Source organism: Brenneria roseae subsp. roseae (assembly GCF_003115845.1).
Taxonomy (GTDB): domain Bacteria; phylum Pseudomonadota; class Gammaproteobacteria; order Enterobacterales; family Enterobacteriaceae; genus Brenneria; species Brenneria roseae.
Genome location: NZ_KZ819033.1, coordinates 99,272 through 119,948 on the forward strand (window position 1 = coordinate 99,272; position 20,677 = coordinate 119,948).

Below are 20,677 nucleotides of genomic sequence, written 5' to 3' on the forward strand. Positions count from 1 at the left end.
AGACTGTCGATGAGGAGAGCTATATGAGCAGATATCTGGCAATACGCATCGGTCAGGCGCTGATTGTGCTCTGGGCGGCATTTACCTTATCTTTCATTCTGCTCCAGGCCATGCCGGGCGATGCCGTTCTTATCAAGTTTCAAAACCCCGAGCTTGGCCTGAGTGCCGACCAGATAGCCCAGCTACGTCTGGCCTACGGCGCGGATATTCCGGTGCTGACCCAATATTTTCACGCCATTGACCGGGTTTTACATGGCGATTTCGGCCTTTCATTACAGGCTGGCGTACCGGTTACCGAACTGCTGGCGGTCAATTTGCCCCCCACGCTGTTGCTGGCGGTACTGGGCTTCAGCGCGGCGGCGATTCTGGCGTTCGCCATCGCGTTCTTATCGACGCTGACCCCCTTTCATTGGCTGCGGACCGCGTTGCAGTCGCTGCCTTCGCTGTTTATCTCCGTACCCACCTTTTGGTTGGGCATCGTACTCATTCAGATTTTCTCTTTCCGGCTGGGCTTAATTTCCGTGATTAATCCCGGCGAATGGGAAGGATTGATTTTACCTGTCCTCACGCTGGCGCTACCGATTTCCGCGCCGCTGGCACAGGTGCTGATGCGCAGTATCGATCAGGTTCAGACTCAGCCTTTCGTCGCCGTGGCGCGCGCCAAGGGCGCCAGCCGTCGCGGCGTGCTGTGGCGACATATCGCCCGCAACGCGATGCTGCCCACGCTCACTATCGCCGGTTTGCTGCTGGGGGAATTAATCGCGGGCGCGCTGATTACCGAAACCGTGTTTGGCCGCAGCGGACTCGGGCAACTGACGCAGGAGGCGGTGAACAATCAGGACAGCAGCGTGTTACAGGCCATCGTGATTATTTCCGCCATCGCCTTTGTGGTGGTCAATCTGGTTGTTGACCTGCTTTATCCCTTACTCGATCCGCGCCTGAAGAAAACCACGACAGGAGCCACATTATGACCATTGCGCAACTGGAAAAAATTTCCTTTCCGCTATTACGCAAGCGCCCCCGTCTGCGCCGTTACGCTGTTCAGCCGGGACTGATCCTCGCCTGGCTGGTGATCCTGACGGTCGCGCTCTGGGCGCTGTTTCCCGGTTTGTTTACCGCCTACAGCCCAACCGCAGGAACGCCCGGCGCACAACGTCTGGCCCCCGGCGGCGAATACTGGCTGGGCACCGACCAGCTTGGCCGCGACCTTTACGCCCGTATCGTTTACGGCGCGGTGCACTCCCTCTCCGGCGCGTTTATCGCCGTGGCGCTGGGTCTGGTTCTCGGTAGTTTTCTTGGTCTGCTGGCAGGAGCCGTTGGCGGCTGGCTGGATACGATAGTGATGCGTTTTATTGACGTACTGCTCTCGATCCCCGGCCTGCTGCTGGCGCTGAGCGTCATTATCCTGCTCGGGTTTGGAACGGTTAATGCCGCCATCGCCGTCGGAATAACATCAGTGGCCAACTTTGCCCGTCTGGTTCGTTCAGAAGTGCTGCGCGTGCGCTACAGCGATTATGTCGAGGCGGCTTATGGCAGCGGCGGCACGTTCTTCAGCGTACTGTGGCGACACATTCTGCCAAACTCGTTGACTAGCGTATTTGCGTTTGCCGCGTTGCAATTCGGCAGCGCCATTCTGGCGATCTCCACCCTGAGTTTTCTGGGCTACGGCGCGCCGCCGCCAACGCCGGAGTGGGGCCTGCTGATCGCAGAAGGCCGCAATTACATCGCAACCGCCTGGTGGCTGACCGCGTTCCCGGGGCTGGTCGTGGTACTGGTGGTGTTATCCGCCAACCGCATCAGCCAATCCATCGGGAGGACGGAACGATGAGCCTTGCTCTCCGGTTGCAAAGCAGCGCCAGCGTGCCCGTGCTGGCTCTGGACAAGGTGACTATCGCCTACCGCAGCGACGGCCGGGAACAAACCGTGGTGGAAGGGGTTTCCTTTCAAATTTACCCCGGTGAAGTCGTCGCGCTGGTGGGAGAGTCAGGCTCTGGTAAAACCACCACGGCACAGGCCGTTATCGGTTTGCTGGCGGAAAACGGTCGCCTGACGCGAGGCGCCATCCGGCTTAACGGCACCGATATCACCCACTGGCCGCAAAAGCGGCTCGATAGCCTGCGGGGCGCCCATATCAGCCTGATTCCACAAGATCCCACCAGTTCGCTGAATCCGGTAAAAACCATTGGTGAGCAGGTCGATGAAATTCTGCGCATTCACCAGCGGGAAGATCGTCATACCACCCGCCAGAAAACGCTGACCTTGCTGGAGCGAGTCGGCCTGCACCAACCGGAACTGCGGGCGCGTCAGTATCCGCATGAACTTTCCGGCGGTATGAAGCAGCGGGTACTTATCGCCATGGCGATTGCCCTGAAACCGGCGCTGATTATCGCTGATGAGCCAACCAGCGCGCTCGATGTCACGGTACAAAAACGTATTCTCGATCTGCTGGACGAACTGCGGCGCGAAAACGGCACCGCAGTCCTGTTCGTCACCCACGATCTGGGCGTCGCAGCGGAACGGGCCGATCGGCTTCTGGTGTTTCAAAACGGCTATATTCAGGAACAAGGGCCGACGAATGACATCCTGAAAGCCCCCGCCAGCCACTATGCGCAAACCCTGCTGGCGAACGTTCCCTCGCTGAATCCGGTCAAACGCCCTCCGCTGCCGCCGTCGACCGACACCATCGTTTCCGTGGAAAATCTGATACAGGAATTTACGCTGACGGGTAAAGACGAACGCTTCCGCGCCGTCGATAACGTTTCTTTTCGCGTCGCACGGGGCAGTACGCATGCCATCGTGGGTGAATCAGGGTCAGGCAAAACCACCACGGCTCGCAGCCTGCTGGGGTTTCAGCATCCCAGCGCAGGACGAATTCTGATTGATGGTACGGATATCACCCGTCTGAAGGGAGAAGCCCTGCGTCAGTTCCGGCAAAAGATCCAGTTGGTTTATCAGAACCCGTTTGGCTCGCTCGATCCGTCTCAACGGCTGTATGACATCGTTGAAGAGCCGTTACGCAACTTTAAACGCCATACGCCGGCGCAGCGCGAACACAAGGTTCATGAAATGTTCGATCGCGTCGCGCTGCCTGCCTCGCTGCTGGCGCGTAAACCGCGCGAGCTTTCCGGCGGTCAACGTCAACGCGTCGCCATTGCCAGAGCGCTGGTGCTGGAACCGCAGGTGCTGGTGCTGGACGAAGCGGTATCCGCATTGGATGTCACCGTGCAGGCTCAGATTCTGCGTTTGCTGAGCGAGCTACAGCGTTCGCTGGGCCTGACCTATCTGTTTATCTCGCACGATCTGGCGGTAGTACGCCAGATCGCCGACACCGTTTCCGTGTTGTACCGCGGCAGGCAGGTGGAATCAGGTCCGGTAGAGCAGATCTTTGCCCAGCCAGCAAATCGCTATACCCGCGAATTAATCGACGCAATTCCCGGGCGGCAACACCCGGCTTTCGTCTGATCGCCATACAAAAGAAGGATTTTCAGAATGACAAGTAAACGTCTCGGGTTTTTCACCCGCTTGCTGGATGATGTCTCCGCCCGGCAGCGCTATCGGTTAGCCACCGAGCAAATTATCAGAGCGGAACAACTGGGATTCGACAGCGCCTGGGTTGCCCAGCATCACTTTCATGCGGATGAAGGCGGCTTGCCGTCGCCGCTGGTTTTTCTGGCACAGGTGGCGGCCCGCACTCAGCATATCCGGCTGGGCACGGGGGTTATCACGCTTCCCATGGAGCAGCCTCTGCGGGTAGCGGAAGACACCGCCGTACTCGACCTGCTCAGCAACGGCAGACTGGAAGTCGGCGTTGGTTCCGGCGGCACGCCATCGTCCTTTGCCGCATTCGGACATGACAGCGCACAGCGAGGACACATCCTGGGGCGTCATCTGGCCCAGTTACGCGCCGCCTGGCAAGGCGATGCGCTGAGCGAAGACGGGAATCAACTTTATCCCGCGGCGCCACAGCTAAATAAACGCGTCTGGCAGGCCACTTTTTCCATAGAAGGCGCTGAACGGGCGGGTAAAGCGGGCGATGGCCTGATGTTGTCGCGCACCCAGCCCAGGCCGGAAAATTTCCCCGACGCCACACTGGCCGATCTACAGAATCAGATGATCGATGTCTATCTGGACGCCCTGCCCGCAGGGGTCACGCCGCGTATTCTCGGCTCCCGCAGCGTATTTGTTGCAGACGATCGCCAACTGGCGCTGGATTTGGCGGAGAAAGGTCTTCAGCGTTCCGCCGCTCGTCTGGGCGCCTTCCGCCCCATACGCAGCGACTCGGTTGAATCGCTGATCGCGTCATTCGATAGCCATGTTGGTACGGCGCAGGATGTCATCGCGTCGCTACAGGCGGACAGCTCGCTGGCTCGCGTTACCGATCTGGCATTCCAGGTACATTCTATCGATCCGCCACATACGCTGATTCTTCGATCGCTTGAATTAATCGCCACCCAGGTGGCTCCCGCTTTGGGCTGGAAGCCCGCCGTCAAACAGAAAAATCCGCTACAGGAGATTGTATGACAACCTCATCCCACCACATCCATTCCCATGACGTATTGAACGTACTGGCTGAAATCCCCGCTGATTCAGAACTGGCGAACGCCAGAAAAACCCGTGAAGCGGCGACACGCCACACGCAGGGAAGTTATGAAGCCCTGTTTTCTGCGCCATCACGAGAGGAAACGTCGCTCCCGCTATCGCTGCGTTTATGGCTGGCAGAAAAGATCGGCGGCTGGCATCAGGATGACGTATTGCAACGCTTTTATGCCGACAGGCTCGCCGATTTCCCGGCGCCGGAACTGACGCCGGCGTTACAGCTGGCGCTGGCGCATGCGGAACGGCTGACTCAAAACCCCGTCAGTGCCGATGCCGGCCACCTACAGGCGTTGCAACAAGCGGGCTGGTCGGTGGATGACATCGTCACCCTTTCACAGCTGGTGGCCTTTATCAGTTTTCAAAGTCGATTGCTGCGCGGCTATCGCCTGATTGCGGGGCATCGGGTCAGTCAGCCGCACTCTCAGGCGGCGGTGGCGGGTCGCTGGCATACCCATGCCAATACCCAAAGCGGAAAACGGGCGCCGCAGGCGTTCACCCAGGCAGAACTGGACTGGGAACCGTGGATTCAGCCTAAGTCGCTGGCCGCGTTCAGCAACGATGAACAAGCGATTCTGGCGCGTTTCGGCCATACCGACTCTGACTATTTCCGCCTGCTGGGGCGTAATTTTCCGGTGCTGGAACAGCGCACGCTGACGGATAAAGGGATCTTTTACACTTCGGGCGGATTGCCGCGTAAGGAACGAGAATTGGTCGCCGCCATCACCAGCAAGGTTAACGGCTGCATCTATTGCGCATCGGTGCACGCCCGTAAGGCCAGCCAGCTCTCCAAACAGGATGATGACGTGCAACGATTACTGGACGTCGCACCCGGCGGGGATTTGAGCATCGGCCAAAGCCCGCGCTGGCAGGCCATCATTGATTTTGCCGCCCGTCTTTCCGTTACGCCCGCACAGGTCAATAGCAACGATCTGTCCCGTTTACGGGAACAAGGGTTGGATACGCTGGAACTTGTTGATCTGGTGCAATCAGCCGCCTTCTTCTCCTGGGCCAATCGACTGATGCTAACGCTGGGCGAACCTTTCTGGCCGGAGCGCTAATCTTGTCTCTGCCCGTTTGCCGCCGAGGCAAACGGGAAAATAGTATCGCCGGAACATCGCCAGACAAACGGCGAAGCCAGCAAAACCACGCCAGCCGTTCTTCCATCCGTTTAATCACCGCTCCACGACGTAAAAAATAAACTCATAACATGATAATATTCCCTATCTGGAACTTTAAAACTCTTTTTTGGGTTTAATGTTCCATAATAGGAATCTTATAAACCACTTAAAAACCAAAAATCATAATGTGCTATTATTGTCATCTAAAGCCACAGTTTTGCAGTTTGTGTCCCCCAAAAGGAACATTATGAGCATGACTAATAAATCACCGGCGGCCATTGCAGAAGAGCTTGGAGAGCGGTTAAAACAGGCCCGCCTCAACAGTAACTTAACCCAGTCAGAGGTCGCGGATCTCGCCGGATTATCAAGAAAAGCGGTACTCAACGCTGAAAAGGGTAAAGTCCAACTGGAAGCGTTGATCGCTATCATGGCCGCGCTCAACCTGACAGAACGGTTAGATAACTTTCTGCCTCCGCAGGATATTTCTCCCATCCAGCTTGCCAGACTGCAAGGTAAGCAGCGGCAGAGGGCATCCGGTCAGAGAAAAACCAAAGATAACAAAAGTAATGAGGACGTACTGGAATGGTAATGGAAGTTATCAACGTCAATTACAAAAACAGTGAAGTGGGCGCCGTCAGTTTTAATACGGATACCGGGATAGGCGCATTCGAATATAGCTCGTCATTTATCAGGCAAGGCATCGAACTCTCACCGCTTAAGATGCCGCTGGAAAAACGAATATACGCGTTCCCCGAGCTTGATTTCGCAACCTTCAAAGGGTTACCAGGATTAATTGCGGATTCCCTGCCGGATGATTTCGGCAATGCCGTACTAAACGCATGGGTGGCAAGCAAAGGTAAACAGCCAGGCGACATTACGCCCCTGCAAAGATTGCAGTACGCCGGTAAGAGAGGGATGGGCGCGCTTGAATACACGCCGGCCACCAGGCTGAAAAGCCTGAATGCTTCACAACAGGTAGAAATTGCATCGTTAGTCAATATTGCTCAGGAAATTCTGGATAGCCGGGCAAACTTTTCAGTTGAGTTAAATAAAGCGGGCCAGGAAGATCGCGAAGCCATGATGGCGCTGTTATCCGTGGGCATGAGCGCAGGCGGCGCGCGCGCCAAAGCCGTTCTGGCATTTAATGATGATTTTACTCAGGTTCGTTCTGGTCAGGCCAAGGTTCCCCCTGGGTTTACCCATTACCTCATGAAATTTGATGGCGTAAGCGAACACAATAAAAATAAGGAAACATTCGGCGACCCGCTCGGCTATGGCGCCATGGAATACGTTTACCACCTGATGGCTAAATCCTGTGGTATAGAAATGATGCCCTGTAAACTACTCAATGAAGGCGATCGCCGCCATTTCATCACCCAGCGATTTGATCGGGCAGGCAATCAGAAAATTCATATGCAAACCCTGAATGGGATAGCGCATGTGAGTTATAAGCAACCGGGCTCTTTTTCCTACGCAGAATTGTTTGGAGTAGCCAGACAACTCCGCCTTCCTGCCGCCGCCGCAGAACAATTGTTTAAGCGCATGGTATTTAATATCGTCGCCAGAAATCATGATGACCATGCTAAAAACTTTGCGTTTCTTTTGAATGAGAACGTCTGGGCTCTGGCGCCCGCCTACGATATCGCTTACAGCTACAAACCCGAAAGCAAATGGGTCAACCGTCATTGGATGAGTCTCAATGGCAAACGCGATAACTTTTCCCGCGATGACTTCTATTCGCTTGAAAGACTCAGCCCGCTCTTTACCCATGACAAGATCAACCGCATGATTGATGAAACCATCAGCCATGTCGCGCAATGGCGAAAACTGGCGACGGAACAGCATGTACCAGAGACGTTGATAGCGGAAATTGAATCAAACCTCAGATTGTCGCTATAGCCTGAAACGAAGCAAGCGACGGATGAAGCGGCGGTGAGTGAGTCTTAAAGCCGTTATCAAGAGGTTTCTCCACCGATTCCCGATCAAGAAACCCCTTATAAGCGACAAGCATCAACGCATCGTCACAAACTCTTCCGATGCCGTCGGATGAATGGCGACGGTATTGTCGAAGTCTTTTTTGGTCGCGCCCATTTTTACCGCCACCGCAAAGCCTTGCAGCATTTCATCCATGCCGAAGCCAATACCGTGGATACCCACGATCTTCTCGTCCTTGCCGACACAGACCAGCTTCATGCGGCACGGTTGGCGATGCCGGGTGACAGCGGTATACATGGCCGTAAAAGCCGATTTATACACTTTCACCTGCTCGTCGCCATACTGTTCGCGCGCCTGGGGTTCGGTCAGTCCGACAGTACCAATCGGCGGATGGCTGAACACCACGGTCGGAATGTTGTTGTAATCCAGATGCTCGTCCGGTTTGTTGTTGAACAGCCGTTCGGACAAACGACGCCCCGCCGCGACAGCAACCGGCGTTAACTCAACCGCGCCAGTATTATCACCCACCGCATAAATACCCGGTACGTTGGTGTTCTGGAATTTATCGACCTTGATATAGCCTTTGTCGTTCAGCGCAACCCCGGTCACGCCAAGGTTCAGGTTATCCGTTGCCGGTTCACGGCCAATCGCCCAAATCAGGCAGTCAACCGTGTGTGACTGCCCGTTTTCCAGCCGTAGCGTCAGGCTGCCATCGGCATTTTTTACTACCACCTCGGGAATGGATTCGGTATGCAGCGCCGGTCCTTCGCTGTTCATCACTTCCACCAATGTATCGACAATCAGCGGATCAAAGCTGCGCAGCGGCGCGTGTTTACGCACGAACAGATGCGTTTCTGACCCCAGCGCATTCAGCACCCCGGCAATTTCGACGGCAATGTAGCCGGCGCCAACCACGGCAGTACGCTTCGGTAACGCATCCAGCGCAAAGAAGCCGTCGGAATCGATGCCATACTCCACGCCCGGAATATCCGGATGCGTCGGACGACCGCCGGTCGCGATCAAAATACGGTCGGCCGTGATTTTCTCACCGTTCACTTCCACGGTATGGGCGTCGACAAAACGGGCAAAACCCTGAATGACATCGACCTTGTTTTTACCCAACACGTTGTCGTAAGACTGGTGAATACGATCAATATACGCGCTACGGTTTTTCACCAACGTTCCCCAGTTGAACTGATTAACCGTGGCATCAAACCCGTAATCAGGCCCGTACTGATGGATCGCTTCGGCGATCTGCGCCGCATGCCACATCACTTTTTTCGGCACACAGCCGACATTGACGCAGGTGCCGCCCAGCTGTTTTGCTTCGATCAACGCACATTTTTGCCCATACATCGCCGCACGGTTAATCGAAGCGATACCGCCACTACCGCCGCCAATAGCAAGGTAGTCATAGTGTTTGGTCATCAGAGTATCCATGCTTAAGTGAGTAAAATTTGCCTAGAGTGTAACGCCGGAGCCCTGCGCCCCACAAAGTTTATGCCTATGGCTATAATAGGAAAAACCAAACCACGCCAACCTGTACGGGATGCCTCAACCTACTCCGGGACAATCTGCTCTACCAGCGTATGGCCCGTTCCCGCGGGCACCAGCACGCTGTGCAGCCAGGGCAGCACGCTTTTCATTTGCGCAGCCAGTTTCCACGGCGGGTTAATCACAATCATCCCGGAAGCGGTCATACCGTGCCGATCGCTATCCGGCAGCACGGCCAGTTCAATTTGCAGAATATTACGGATCCCGGTTGCTTCCAGCTCTTTCAGCAACCGCTTGATTTGCTGACGCAGCACCACCGGATACCACAGCGCAAATACGCCGGTGGCAAAACGTTTGTGCCCGTCCTGAATGCCTTTCACCACCGCCTGATAGTCGGTTTTCAGTTCATAAGGCGGATCAATCAGCACAAAACCACGGCGTGAGAGCGGCGGCAGCTGCGATTTCAACTGCTGGTAGCCATCCTCGCGTCGTACTTTGGAACGGGCGTCTTTCTGGAATTCATTGCGTAACAACGGGAAGTCGCTGGGGTGCAGCTCCGTCAGATGAATTTTATCCTGCTCGCGCAGCAGCTGGCGGGCAATCAGCGGGGAGCCGGGGTAATAACGCAGCAGTCCGTTATGATTATAGGTACGCACCGCCTGCATATAGGGTTCGAGCTCAGCCGGAATATCATCGCGCTGCCAGATTTTGGCAATCCCCTCCAGATATTCCCCGGTCCGTTCGGCGTGCTCCCCGCTGAGTTGATAGCGCCCGGCGCCCGCGTGGGTATCCAGATACAGAAAAGGTTTCTCTTTCTCTTTCAGGGCGGAGATGATCAGGCTCTGAACGGTGTGTTTCAGCACGTCGGCATGATTGCCGGCGTGAAAACTATGGCGGTAACTTAGCATAATGGTTATTGCTTTCCGATGACTTGATATTAACAAGGTAAATCAGCTAATTACGCCGACTTTACCTATATGCTGTCCCTGCTGCGTATGCGCCGCGTTGTTGAAACGCCACCGGGCAGGAAATAAAGAACGGTATGCCCACAGTATAAACTGTCTGACGCTGAACCGGCGATGATAAAAAATTTCCGGGAGAAATTTTTGGCGCGGCGTTAACAATACGCATTAGGTGACGGTCATTGAGAATCCGTCACAAAAAATCCGCTTCTCACTTTTGAATGCCCCTTCAACCATTGATTTTCACCTTACTTGACCTCATCTTAGTGATTAATCCGCAAGTTACATTCGCCTTGTTAGTCAATAACGGCAACGAGACCACCCACAATGATCAGGACTGCGCCATGACGAATCCATTACTGACCCCATTCACCCTGCCCCCGTTTTCCAGCATTAAAATCGAAGATATTGTCCCGGCAATAAAAACTGCGCTGGAGGAATGCCGTCAAACGGTAGAACGCGTTGTGGCTCAGTCAGAAGCGTTCACCTGGGAAAATCTTTGTCAGCCGCTGGCCGACAGCGGCGATCGCCTTAGCCGCATTTTTTCACCGATCAGCCATCTGAACTCGGTAAAAAATAGCGCGGAATTGCGTACCGCTTACGAGCAGTGTCTGCCGCTGTTGTCCGAATACAGCACCTGGGTGGGTCAGCATGCCGGGCTTTATCAGGCTTATCGCAGCCTGAAAGACGGCGAACATTATGCGGCCCTGAGCGTTGCCCAAAAGAAATCCGTCGATAACGCCCTGCGCGATTTTGAGTTGTCCGGTATCGGTCTGCCGCCAGAAAAACAGAAGCGCTATGGTGAAATCGCCGCCCGTCTGTCAGAACTGGGATCGCAGTACAGCAATAACGTGCTGGATGCCACCATGGGCTGGAGCAAGCTGGTGACGGATGTCGCCGAGCTTGACGGGATGCCGGAAAGCGCGCTGGCGGCCGCCAAAGCGCAGGCTGAATCCAAAGAGCAGGATGGTTGGCTGCTGACGCTGGATATCCCCAGCTACCTGCCGGTCATGACCTATTGTTCCAATCAGGCGCTGCGTGAAGAAATGTATCGCGCTTACGCCACCCGCGCTTCCGATCAGGGTCCGCATGCCGGGAAGTGGGATAACAGCGGCGTCATGGCGGAGGAGTTGGCGCTGCGCCATGAACTGGCGCAACTGCTTGGTTTTGACAGCTACGCACACAAATCCCTGGCCACGAAAATGGCGGAAAGCCCGCAGCAGGTTATCGACTTTCTGACCGATCTGGCAAAACGCGCCCGTCCTCAGGCTGAGGAAGAACTGGCGCAGCTACGCGCGTTCGCCAAAGCGAACTACGGTGTAGACGAATTACAAGCGTGGGATATCACCTACTACAGCGAACAGCAAAAACAACATCTGTACTCCATCAGTGACGAACAACTCCGCCCGTACTTCCCGGAGCAACGGGCGGTAGCCGGCCTGTTTGAAGTCGTGAAACGTATTTACGGCATTACGGCAAAAGAGCGCAAAGACGTGGATGTCTGGCATCCGGATGTGCGTTTCTTCGACCTGTTTGATGAAAGCGGCGAACTGCGCGGCAGCTTCTATCTCGACCTTTACGCCCGCGAACACAAACGCGGCGGCGCCTGGATGGATGATTGCGTAGGCCGCCTGCGTAAAGGCGACGGCGAACTGCAAAAACCGGTCGCCTACCTGACCTGTAACTTTAACCGTCCGGTCAACGGCAAACCGGCGTTGTTCACGCACAATGAAGTCACCACACTGTTCCATGAATTCGGTCACGGGCTGCACCATATGCTGACTCAGATCGATACTGCCGGCGTGGCGGGCATCAGCGGTGTACCGTGGGATGCCGTCGAACTGCCAAGCCAGTTTATGGAAAACTGGTGCTGGGAGCCGGAAGCGCTGGCCTTTATCTCCGGTCATTACGAAACCGGCGAACCGCTGCCGCAGGAACTGCTGGATAAAATGCTGGCGGCGAAAAACTATCAGGCGGCGCTGTTCATTCTGCGCCAGCTGGAATTCGGCCTGTTCGATTTCCGTCTGCATGCCGAATTTGATCCCGCCAAAGGCGCGCAGATTCTGCCAACGCTGGCTGAAATCAAAGCGCAGGTTGCCGTGGTGCCAAGTCCGAGCTGGGGCCGTTTCCCGCACGCCTTCAGTCATATCTTCGCGGGCGGTTACGCCGCAGGCTATTACAGCTACCTGTGGGCCGACGTGCTGGCGGCCGATGCCTATTCCCGTTTCGAAGGAGAAGGTATTTTCAATCGCGAAACCGGCCAGTCTTTCCTGGACAACATCCTGTCCCGCGGGGGTTCTGAAGAGCCGATGGAATTGTTCAAACGCTTCCGCGGCCGGGAACCTAAACTGGATGCCATGTTGCACCATTACGGCATTAAAGGGTGAATATTTGCCTGATGGCAGAGGACGGCGCCGATTACGGCGCCTTATCCCTGCTGGCCGACCGCTGGGGATTGGTTTCCGATCCCGCCGCCACGATGGCGCTGGTGCTGACGCCGGAACGGCTGGAGCTGCGCAAGCGGGATGAACCCAAACTCGGCGCCATCTACGTCGATTTTGTTGCCGGACCGATGGCGCACCGCCGGCGTTTCGGCGGCGGGCGCGGCGAGGCCGTCGCCAAAGCCGTGGGCATCAAAAAGGATTACCTGCCCGATGTGGTTGACGCCACGGCAGGATTGGGAAGAGACGCCTTTGTGCTGGCATCGCTGGGCTGCCGCGTTCGGATGTTAGAACGCAATCCCGTTGTGGCGGCGCTGCTGGATGATGGGCTGCAACGGGGCTATCAGGATGCGGAAATCGGTTCGTGGCTGCGGGAGCGGCTTACGTTACTGCACGCTTCCAGCCTGACAGCGCTACGCGATATCACACCACCGCCCGACGTCGTCTATCTCGACCCGATGTTTCCTCATCGGCAAAAGCATGCGCTGGTGAAAAAAGAGATGCGGGTATTTCAATCGCTGGTGGGGGCTGATGATGACGCCGATGCCTTACTGGCGCCGGCGCGGCGGCTGGCAAAGAAACGAGTTGTGGTAAAACGGCCGGATTACGCCCCGCCGCTGGCGGGCGTTCCAGCACAGTCGATGCTCGAAACCAAAAGTCATCGTTTCGATTTCTACCTGCCGCAGATTACGCAATAGAATAAAACCCTCGTTTTCGCGAGGGTTCTGCCGTCGTTACACGACACCTTACATCAGCACGGCGTGCGTAACTTTTTCTACAAAAGACGATTAAATCATGCGAATTTTTATTCGTCCTCTTCATCTTCGCGTAGCGGAACAATCAGCATATCAATATGCACCGTGTTAATTAGCTGACGCGCGGACGACATCAGTTTGCTCCAGAAATCCTGGTGGTGACCGCAAAGCACCAAATCCACATCGTATTTTCTGATCGCATCGACCAGTACCTGCCCCAGATCGCCGCTACCACTGAGCGTTTCGGTAATAGGATACCCCGCATTCTGAGACAGATCGGTCAATGCATTCTGGGTTTCTTCGGAGATTCGTTGCTGCATATCACCCAGATTGACATCAATCAGCCCGGTGTAGAGATCTGAGTAGTTCACATCGACATGGATTAAAGAAACCTTTGCGTTATACGGCCTTGCCATTGAAACCGCTTTTTCCACTAACACTTTACTTTCCGGAGAAAGATCAACAGCAATAAGGATATGTTTGTAAGCCATAATAAGACTCCTTCCGTAAAGACTAATTAATGGTCAGCAGATATTTTCCCTGCCAATCTGATACTTAACAGCTGGTTATATGATAACACCCGGCTGTCTCACCGATATGTTCAGCAGATCACAACGCCGTATTTTAACAAAAATCAAATAAAGCGCGGCAAATCACAACACCTGGCAATCTTCGCAATATTCTTTATAAGTATAGTAGAAATCGCTCCTTTTCATCATTAAATCACACAGGTTCTTCTTTCCAAAAGGATATTACGCCAGACAAAATAACCGGACAGCGTGATTGTCCCCTTCAGGTATGGAAAAAAAAGGCGTTCCTCTTCTACAATAAAAAAGAGGGGACAATTTCATTTCGTCATCCTCGACAGGTGAAAATGACAATCGGGTTAGCCGTCAAAACCATTGGCTACCCGGGAACACAATAAAATCGCGTGAAAACGTGTGGCATAAGTATTCGCAGGGATATTGTCGGCAAGATGTCGTGCACGATGACACCTGACGAATAACATCTACCGGGAGGGGAGCATGATCAGTACATTTGCGCTTTTCTGGGCTTTATGTGTTGTCTGTATCATCAATATGGCGCGATATTATTCCTCATTACGCGTATTACTGCTGGTTCTGCGGGATTGCGATCCGCTGCTTTACCAATACGTTGATGGGGGTGGTTTTTTCACATCACATGGTCAGCCAAGCAAACAAATCAGACTGGTACGCTATATCTACGCACAGCGTTATCTCGAACACCACGATCCCGAATTTATGCGCCGCTGTGAAAGGGTGCGAGGGCAGTTCCTGCTGACAACCGCGCTGTGTGGATTGGTCGTTATCAGTTTAATCGCGATGCTGATTTGGTACTGAAACCCATTTGGTAATGAAATAATGAATCGTTACAGATAGCAAAAAGGCGATCCCTTACCGAATCGCCTTTTTTATACGCTATACCCAATAGATTTCGAAATACCGGGAGCGCTAGATCAGCTTTAACGTCAGCCAATACAGTGTGCCAGACAGTATCAACGAGACCGGCAGCGTCAGCACCCAGGCCAACATAATATTTTTCACCGTTTTACTCTGAACGCCGCCGCCGTCGACAATCATTGTCCCGGCAACCGCCGATGACAAGACGTGGGTAGTCGAAACCGGCATCCCGGTGTAGCTCGCCACACCAATCGACAGCGCCGCGGTAACCTGTGCGGAAACCCCCTGCGCATAGGTCATGCCTTTCTTGCCAATCTTCTCGCCGATCGTGGTGGCAACACGTTTCCAACCCACCATCGTACCCAGAGAAAGAGCCAGCGCTACCGCGATGATGATCCAAATCGGCGCGTACTCGATAGTCTGCAACAGGTCTTTACGCAGGTTGCTCAGGTAACGTTTATCTTCTGACGGCGTTTCCGGCAGCTTGATAATCCGATCCATGGTATCGGCGATACACATCAGCAAACGGCGTACTTTGCCACGATCGTCCGCAGTTAACTGATCGTAGCCTTTCAGGTTATTCAACTGTCCTGCGGCATGATCAATGGCAAGCATGACGCGTGAACTATCGCAGTGGAATTCGGCCTGTCCGTTTGCGGGAATCGTTTTTTCCGGCGCAGGAATCAACGGTGGCGAGAGATCGATGACATGCATCAGCGCTTCACCGTGCTGCTGGTAGTATTCCTGCAAATTGACAACCGCATCGCGGGTTCGACTGATGTCGTAGCCGGACGCGTTCATATTGACGATGAACCCGGCCGGCGCCACGCCGATCAGAACCAGCATAATCAGACCGATGCCCTTCTGACCATCATTCGCACCGTGGGAAAAGCTGACCCCGATGGCGGATAAAATCAGTGCGGTACGCGTCCAGAAAGGCGGCTTGCGCTTACCATCCTGTTTCTCGCGATCGACAGGCGTCAGGTGAACACGTTGACGTTTTTTACTGTTGTTCCAGAAACGGCGCAAGAGGAAAACCATCATCCCGGCGACAATCATCCCTACAATGGGCGACAAAATCAACGACAGGAAAATACTGATCATCTTGGGTATATTGAGCGCGTCCACCACTGACGTGTCCGTCAACAGCGCGTTAGTCAAACCAATGCCGATAATGGAACCGATCAACGTATGTGAACTTGAAGCCGGGATACCGAAATACCAGGTTCCGAGATTCCAGATGATCGCCGCCAGCAGCATGGAAAAAACCATCGCCAGGCCATGAGCGGAACTGACATTCAGTAATAAATCGGTAGGCAGCAGGTGGACAATCGCGTAAGCAACGCTTAGCCCGCCCAGCAATACGCCCAAAAAGTTAAACAGGCCAGCCATAACAACGGCGAACTGCGCACGCATGGCTCGGGTGTAGATAACGGTAGCAACAGCATTTGCTGTATCGTGGAAGCCATTGATAGCTTCATAAAATAATACAAACAACAAAGCCAGGATCAACATCAGGCCGGTGTAGTAATCCAGTCCGGCAAATAAATGTAGCATAAGCGTTAGGCCAGTTAGTGGTCATGAACGCGGCGCATTATCTGCGACAAGCGGGGGTTGGGAAAAGGGAAATATGAACTTTTTTTGACATAGTATAGAGTGCGATATAACGTCAAAATAATTTACTCAATAAAAATCAATTCGTTACATATTTTTACCGAAGCGCGCAAATTGTTACGCTGGCATCCGGCAACAACGAACACTACAATTTGCCGTCCTGATAGTTCGCCGCCCGTCAGGAATACTCGAGCCTTAACCGGAGAAAGCATTGTGGAACAGTTTGACGTTGTCATTATTGGCGCCGGCGCTGCGGGGTTGTTCTGCGCGGCGCAGGCGGGGCAGCGTGGACTGCGCGTCCTGTTACTCGATAATGGTAAAAAGGCCGGCCGCAAGATATTGATGTCCGGTGGGGGACGCTGCAACTTTACCAACATGTACGTCGAGCCTGCGGCCTATCTGTCGCAAAATCCCCATTTCTGCAAATCAGCGCTGGCGCGATATACCCAGTGGGATTTCATCAGCCTGGTGAACCGCTATCAAATCGCCTATCACGAAAAAACGCTCGGCCAGCTCTTTTGTGATGATTCCGCCCAGCAGATCGTCGATATGCTGGTGACAGAATGCGAAAAAGCCAACGTGACGATACGGCTGCGCAGTGAAGTAACCTCGGTGGAAAAATCAGAGGAAACTTTTATCCTGCAATTGGTCAGCGGCGCCACACTGCACTGTACCTCGCTGGTGATTGCCAGCGGTGGCCTGTCCATGCCGGGGCTGGGCGCAACCCCCTTTGGCTATCAGTTAGCTCAACAATTTGGGTTGAATGTTTTGCCAACGCGGGCCGCCTTAGTACCGTTTACGCTGCATAAACCCTTGCTGGAACGCTTGCAGACGTTATCGGGCGTCTCCGTCCCCGCGCTGATCACCGCAGAAAACGGGGTTACCTTCCGGGAAAATATTCTGTTTACGCATCGCGGCCTCTCCGGCCCGGCGGTGCTGCAATTATCCAGCTATTGGCAGCCCGGTGAGTTCGTCACCGTTAATTTGTTGCCCAGTCAGGATTTATCTGCGCTGATTAACGATGAACGATTGTCCCACCCCAACCAAAGCCTGAAAAACACGTTGGCGCAGTGGCTTCCCAAACGCCTGGTGGAGTGTCTGCAAACGCTGGGGCAACTGCCGGATGTCACTCTGAAGCAGTTAACTCACGCCCAACAACAGCAAACTGAAACAAACATCCAGCAGTGGCGGATACAGCCCAACGGAACGGAAGGCTACCGGACGGCAGAGGTTACGCTGGGCGGCGTAGATACCCGCGAGCTCTCTTCCAAAACCATGGAAACCAACAAAGTAGCGGGCCTTTACTTCATTGGTGAAGTCGTTGACGTCACCGGCTGGCTCGGCGGCTACAACTTTCAATGGGCATGGAGTTCAGCCTGGGCTTGCGCGCAGGCCCTGCCGGTTGTGAGGCAAAAATAAAGTTTGCACATTGCCATAATCATAAGAAAGTTTATTACTTCGCGGGTAAGGAAATAACTGAATGGCAGCCCGATTATATTGAACCTGTCGATACGCGGGGAACAGGAAATGCTTTTTTAACCGGCGTTATTATTGTCTGACCATACCGAACCGGATGAAAAGGTCATTATTCGCGCCGTGGCGGCAGGCGGAAAATCGGCAAGCAACGTTTTATATCATTACGGAGATTTGGTTTCGGTAAACCTTATTCAGGCTGATATCGCTGTCCCTTTAAATAAAAACATGTCTGGCATTCACTCCGTAATAATCTGGGGCTAAATATGTTTTGGACCAAATTGTGTTTTCTCATTGTGGCCCTGATGCTTAGCGCCAGAATTGGCGGCGTATTTTTAGGTATGATCGGGGCGTCGGCGTTCTTTAGATACGATGAGTATCGTAGAAACCTCTTTTATAAATAAAAATCAGTAAGGTTATCTAATTTATTAAGAAAACTTGTTCTTTTTATAAATAATTAAAAAAATGCCTTACGACAATGCATTCGCGCTTAAACCCAGCATTCATCTCTCTACAAAAACCGTACTCAATTTATCAAACAGTTCACATTTTTTAGCTCGCTTCTTCACTGCATTTATCAGCCAACTTGATAAACACATCATATTTCGAAAAAGATTTGTCGTACATTCAAGCAGTATAAATTGCGCACTAAGAAATCGGCCTGGAACGATTTCAATCAACGACCTGAATCAGATGCGCCGATCATTTTCAATGATGGGAAGCATTACGCCGATATCGAAGTGTGCCAGATGTCAGCGCGATTTCCTTCACCAGCGAGGGGGAAGAAGATGAAAAAGAAACTGTGTGTCATCGGGCTGGCGGAGGTCGTCTGCGACGCCATGGGCGCGCGCCTGAGGTCGCTGATCGGTGAATACGCCGAGATCATGTGCTGGTGCCTCGAGACCAGCGACAATGCGCCGCCGCGCGGCTACGACCTGTACCTCGCGACCTATCCCGGCACCTATGAATACGCCAAGCGCATTCTCCCTGATGGCACCCCGATACTGCTGGCGGGTCGGTTCGTAAACCCATCGAACTTCGACCGGCTTCTCGAACTGCCCAAGGGAACCCATGTGCTGGCGGTCGACAATTCACTGGAGAGGGCGAAATACCTCATGTGGGAAATTGCCCGCTTCGGGATCAATCATCTCGACATATCCCCATATTATCCCGGCGGTCCAGAGCCTGCGGACATGGACCAGGCTGTCGCTATCGGCGCCGGCAGAAAGAAAAACGTTCCCGACGGCATGGAATTCATCGATCTCGGCGTGAAGGATATCACCATCACGACCTATGCCGCGATCCTGCGGGCGCTCTCCATTTCCGACGACGTGCTCAACACCATCGCCCACACCTACATGGATTCCGTTTTCGAGACGGCGCGCCGCAGCAACAAACTCAGAACGCGCCGGGATACGATCATCAACAACATCGACGAGATCATCCTCGGCATCGACGAGGAAGGCGCCATCATCTTCAAGAACCACGCCGCCGAAGGCCTGATCGCGAACGTCGGCAAGACCGACGCGTTGCGCTTCGAGGACGTCTTCACCGAATTGGAGCATCCCTTCTCGTATTATTACGAGAACAGCAACGAGGAAATCGTCACCAGGATCAACAATCTGTACCACGTGCTCCAGATCAAGCCCGTCGCCGAGCCGATCGGGGGGAATATCGGCGCGATCATCATCGTGAAACCCGTCAATCGGGTCCAGGAATTGGAGAACAAAGTCAGACGCAAGCTGAAGGGGTCGGGACTGACGGCGAAATATTCCTTCGCCGACATATTGGGGAAATCTCCGGCCATCCGGCAGGCGGTGGAGATAGCACGCAAGTTCGCCGACACCTCTCTGACCGTGCTACTGGAGAGCGAGAGCGGAACGGGCAAGGAACTCTTCGCCCAGTCCATCCACCAGGCTTCCGCCTGCGCCAACGGCCCGTTCGTCGCCTTCAACTTCTCTGCGCTGCCGGAGACCTTGGCCGAGAGCGAGCTGTTCGGATACGAGGAGGGCGCTTTCACCGGCGCGCGCCGTGGCGGCAAACCCGGCCTGTTCGAGCAGGCCCACAACGGTACGATCTTTCTGGACGAACTGGGGAGCGCCTCGCTCGGCGTGCAGGCCCGGCTGCTCCGGGTGCTGGAGGAGCGGGAGGTGCGCCGCATCGGCGGCGAGCGGGTGCTGCCGATCTCCGTGCGCGTCATCGCCGCCACCAACGAAAGCCTCGTTGCCATGATCCGCGACAAACAGTTCCGCCAGGATCTGTTCTATCGAATCTGCACCTGCCCCTTGTACATTCCGCCGCTGCGCAAGCGCAAAGGCGACGTGCTACTCCTGGCCAAGCATTTCGCCGAAACGCATCACGCCCACAACCTGAAGTTCGACAGGGAGCTGGAGGATTTCTGCAACACCTACGACTGGCCGGGCAATGTGCGCGAGTTACAGAACATGGTCACCTATCTGTGTACGGTCGTGCCTTCGGGCCGCACCTGCACCATCGCCGATCTACCGCGCTACTTTCAATCGGCCAGCTATTCACCGAACCTCGACGAGAAGGAACAGATTCTGCTCGCCACCGTCCGCGAAGAGCTGATGAAGAACGGCACTCTGGACGTCTGCAAAGCGATCCTGTCCATCTACAGCACGAAGACCAAGGGCCAGAACATGGGGCGGGAGCCGCTGTTCAGCCTGTTGAAGAGCAATGACGACGACATCACCTATCCGGCGCTGAGGCGCCATCTCGGCGTGCTGAAGCGCCACGACATGCTGCGCGCGGGCTCAACCAAGCAGGGCACCGAAATCACGCCTCTCGGCCGCGAATTTCTGAACTATATCAACCGCGTAAAACCATGAGCGGAAGGCAAAGGCCGCG

General features: G+C 54.3%; 16 protein-coding genes and 2 pseudogenes. 14 read left to right on the forward strand and 4 right to left on the reverse strand.

Annotation, left to right across the window (positions count from 1 at the left end):
* Positions 1–23 precede the first annotated feature (23 nt).
* The 7 genes from DDT52_RS15890 to DDT52_RS15920 all read left to right on the forward strand — a co-directional run bounded on the left by DDT52_RS15890 (position 24) and on the right by DDT52_RS15920 (position 7,613).
* Positions 24–971 (forward strand): ABC transporter permease, encoded by a 948-nt coding sequence (locus DDT52_RS15890; RefSeq protein ID WP_136157220.1) that lies wholly within the window; start codon positions 24–26, stop codon positions 969–971.
* The gene (locus DDT52_RS15895; RefSeq protein ID WP_136157221.1) at positions 968–1,828 is read left to right on the forward strand and encodes an ABC transporter permease; all 861 of its coding nucleotides are present in this window, start codon (positions 968–970) and stop codon (positions 1,826–1,828) included. Before DDT52_RS15890 ends, DDT52_RS15895 begins: the two co-directional genes overlap by 4 nt.
* Positions 1,825–3,462, forward strand: coding sequence for a dipeptide ABC transporter ATP-binding protein (locus DDT52_RS15900; protein ID WP_136157222.1), 1,638 nt, complete (start codon positions 1,825–1,827; stop codon positions 3,460–3,462). The genes DDT52_RS15895 and DDT52_RS15900 overlap by 4 nt, the downstream gene beginning before the upstream one ends.
* A gap of 27 nt (positions 3,463–3,489) precedes the next feature.
* Entirely contained in the window at positions 3,490–4,521 is a 1,032-nt protein-coding gene (locus DDT52_RS15905) for a putative FMN-dependent luciferase-like monooxygenase (protein ID WP_136157223.1), read from the forward strand.
* On the forward strand, positions 4,518–5,654 hold the full coding sequence (locus tag DDT52_RS15910) for an alkylhydroperoxidase domain protein (protein ID WP_136157224.1): 1,137 nt from the start codon (positions 4,518–4,520) through the stop codon (positions 5,652–5,654). The genes DDT52_RS15905 and DDT52_RS15910 overlap by 4 nt, the downstream gene beginning before the upstream one ends.
* 313 nt (positions 5,655–5,967) lie before the next feature.
* Positions 5,968–6,303, forward strand: coding sequence for a helix-turn-helix transcriptional regulator (locus DDT52_RS15915; protein WP_136157225.1), 336 nt, complete (start codon positions 5,968–5,970; stop codon positions 6,301–6,303).
* Positions 6,297–7,613 (forward strand): type II toxin-antitoxin system HipA family toxin, encoded by a 1,317-nt coding sequence (locus DDT52_RS15920; RefSeq protein ID WP_136157226.1) that lies wholly within the window; start codon positions 6,297–6,299, stop codon positions 7,611–7,613. Before DDT52_RS15915 ends, DDT52_RS15920 begins: the two co-directional genes overlap by 7 nt.
* A gap of 111 nt (positions 7,614–7,724) precedes the next feature.
* On the opposite strand, the gene gorA is transcribed toward DDT52_RS15920, so the two are convergent.
* Positions 7,725–9,077: a glutathione-disulfide reductase gene (gorA, locus tag DDT52_RS15925; RefSeq protein ID WP_136157227.1), complete on the reverse strand. Its 1,353-nt coding sequence runs from the start codon at positions 9,075–9,077 to the stop codon at positions 7,725–7,727.
* A gap of 131 nt (positions 9,078–9,208) precedes the next feature.
* Positions 9,209–10,051, reverse strand: a complete 843-nt coding sequence (locus DDT52_RS15930; protein ID WP_136157228.1) for a 23S rRNA (adenine(2030)-N(6))-methyltransferase RlmJ — start codon at positions 10,049–10,051, stop codon at positions 9,209–9,211.
* A 398-nt stretch (positions 10,052–10,449) separates the two neighbouring features.
* Between DDT52_RS15930 and prlC the strand changes: the two genes are divergently transcribed.
* Both prlC and rsmJ read left to right on the forward strand, forming a co-directional pair.
* Positions 10,450–12,492: an oligopeptidase A gene (prlC, locus tag DDT52_RS15935; RefSeq protein WP_136157229.1), complete on the forward strand. Its 2,043-nt coding sequence runs from the start codon at positions 10,450–10,452 to the stop codon at positions 12,490–12,492.
* 11 nt (positions 12,493–12,503) lie between these two features.
* Entirely contained in the window at positions 12,504–13,244 is a 741-nt protein-coding gene (rsmJ, locus tag DDT52_RS15940) for a 16S rRNA (guanine(1516)-N(2))-methyltransferase RsmJ (RefSeq protein WP_425591559.1), read from the forward strand.
* 107 nt (positions 13,245–13,351) lie between these two features.
* Here the strand turns inward: rsmJ and uspA are convergent, their stop codons facing one another.
* The gene (gene uspA / locus DDT52_RS15945; protein ID WP_109055195.1) at positions 13,352–13,792 is read right to left on the reverse strand and encodes a universal stress protein UspA; all 441 of its coding nucleotides are present in this window, start codon (positions 13,790–13,792) and stop codon (positions 13,352–13,354) included.
* Positions 13,793–14,326: 534 nt separating this feature from the next.
* Here uspA and uspB point away from each other — a divergent pair.
* Positions 14,327–14,662, forward strand: a complete 336-nt coding sequence (gene uspB / locus DDT52_RS15950) for a universal stress protein UspB (RefSeq protein WP_109055194.1) — start codon at positions 14,327–14,329, stop codon at positions 14,660–14,662.
* 111 nt (positions 14,663–14,773) lie between these two features.
* Here the strand turns inward: uspB and pitA are convergent, their stop codons facing one another.
* Positions 14,774–16,279, reverse strand: a complete 1,506-nt coding sequence (pitA, locus tag DDT52_RS15955) for an inorganic phosphate transporter PitA (RefSeq protein WP_136157231.1) — start codon at positions 16,277–16,279, stop codon at positions 14,774–14,776.
* A 270-nt stretch (positions 16,280–16,549) separates the two neighbouring features.
* Here pitA and DDT52_RS15960 point away from each other — a divergent pair, with 270 nt between their 5' ends.
* From DDT52_RS15960 to DDT52_RS15965, 4 genes and pseudogenes are all read left to right on the forward strand, one after another.
* On the forward strand, positions 16,550–17,755 hold the full coding sequence (locus DDT52_RS15960; RefSeq protein WP_136157232.1) for a BaiN/RdsA family NAD(P)/FAD-dependent oxidoreductase: 1,206 nt from the start codon (positions 16,550–16,552) through the stop codon (positions 17,753–17,755).
* Positions 17,737–18,012: pseudogene (locus DDT52_RS21235) on the forward strand (fructoselysine 6-kinase); the annotation flags it as partial. The gene DDT52_RS15960 and the pseudogene DDT52_RS21235, both read left to right, overlap by 19 nt.
* A 63-nt stretch (positions 18,013–18,075) precedes the next feature.
* A pseudogene (locus tag DDT52_RS21240) lies at positions 18,076–18,159 on the forward strand (hypothetical protein); the annotation flags it as partial.
* Between the two features lie 438 nt (positions 18,160–18,597).
* Positions 18,598–20,658: a sigma-54 interaction domain-containing protein gene (locus DDT52_RS15965; RefSeq protein ID WP_168709792.1), complete on the forward strand. Its 2,061-nt coding sequence runs from the start codon at positions 18,598–18,600 to the stop codon at positions 20,656–20,658.
* Positions 20,659–20,677 lie beyond the last annotated feature (19 nt).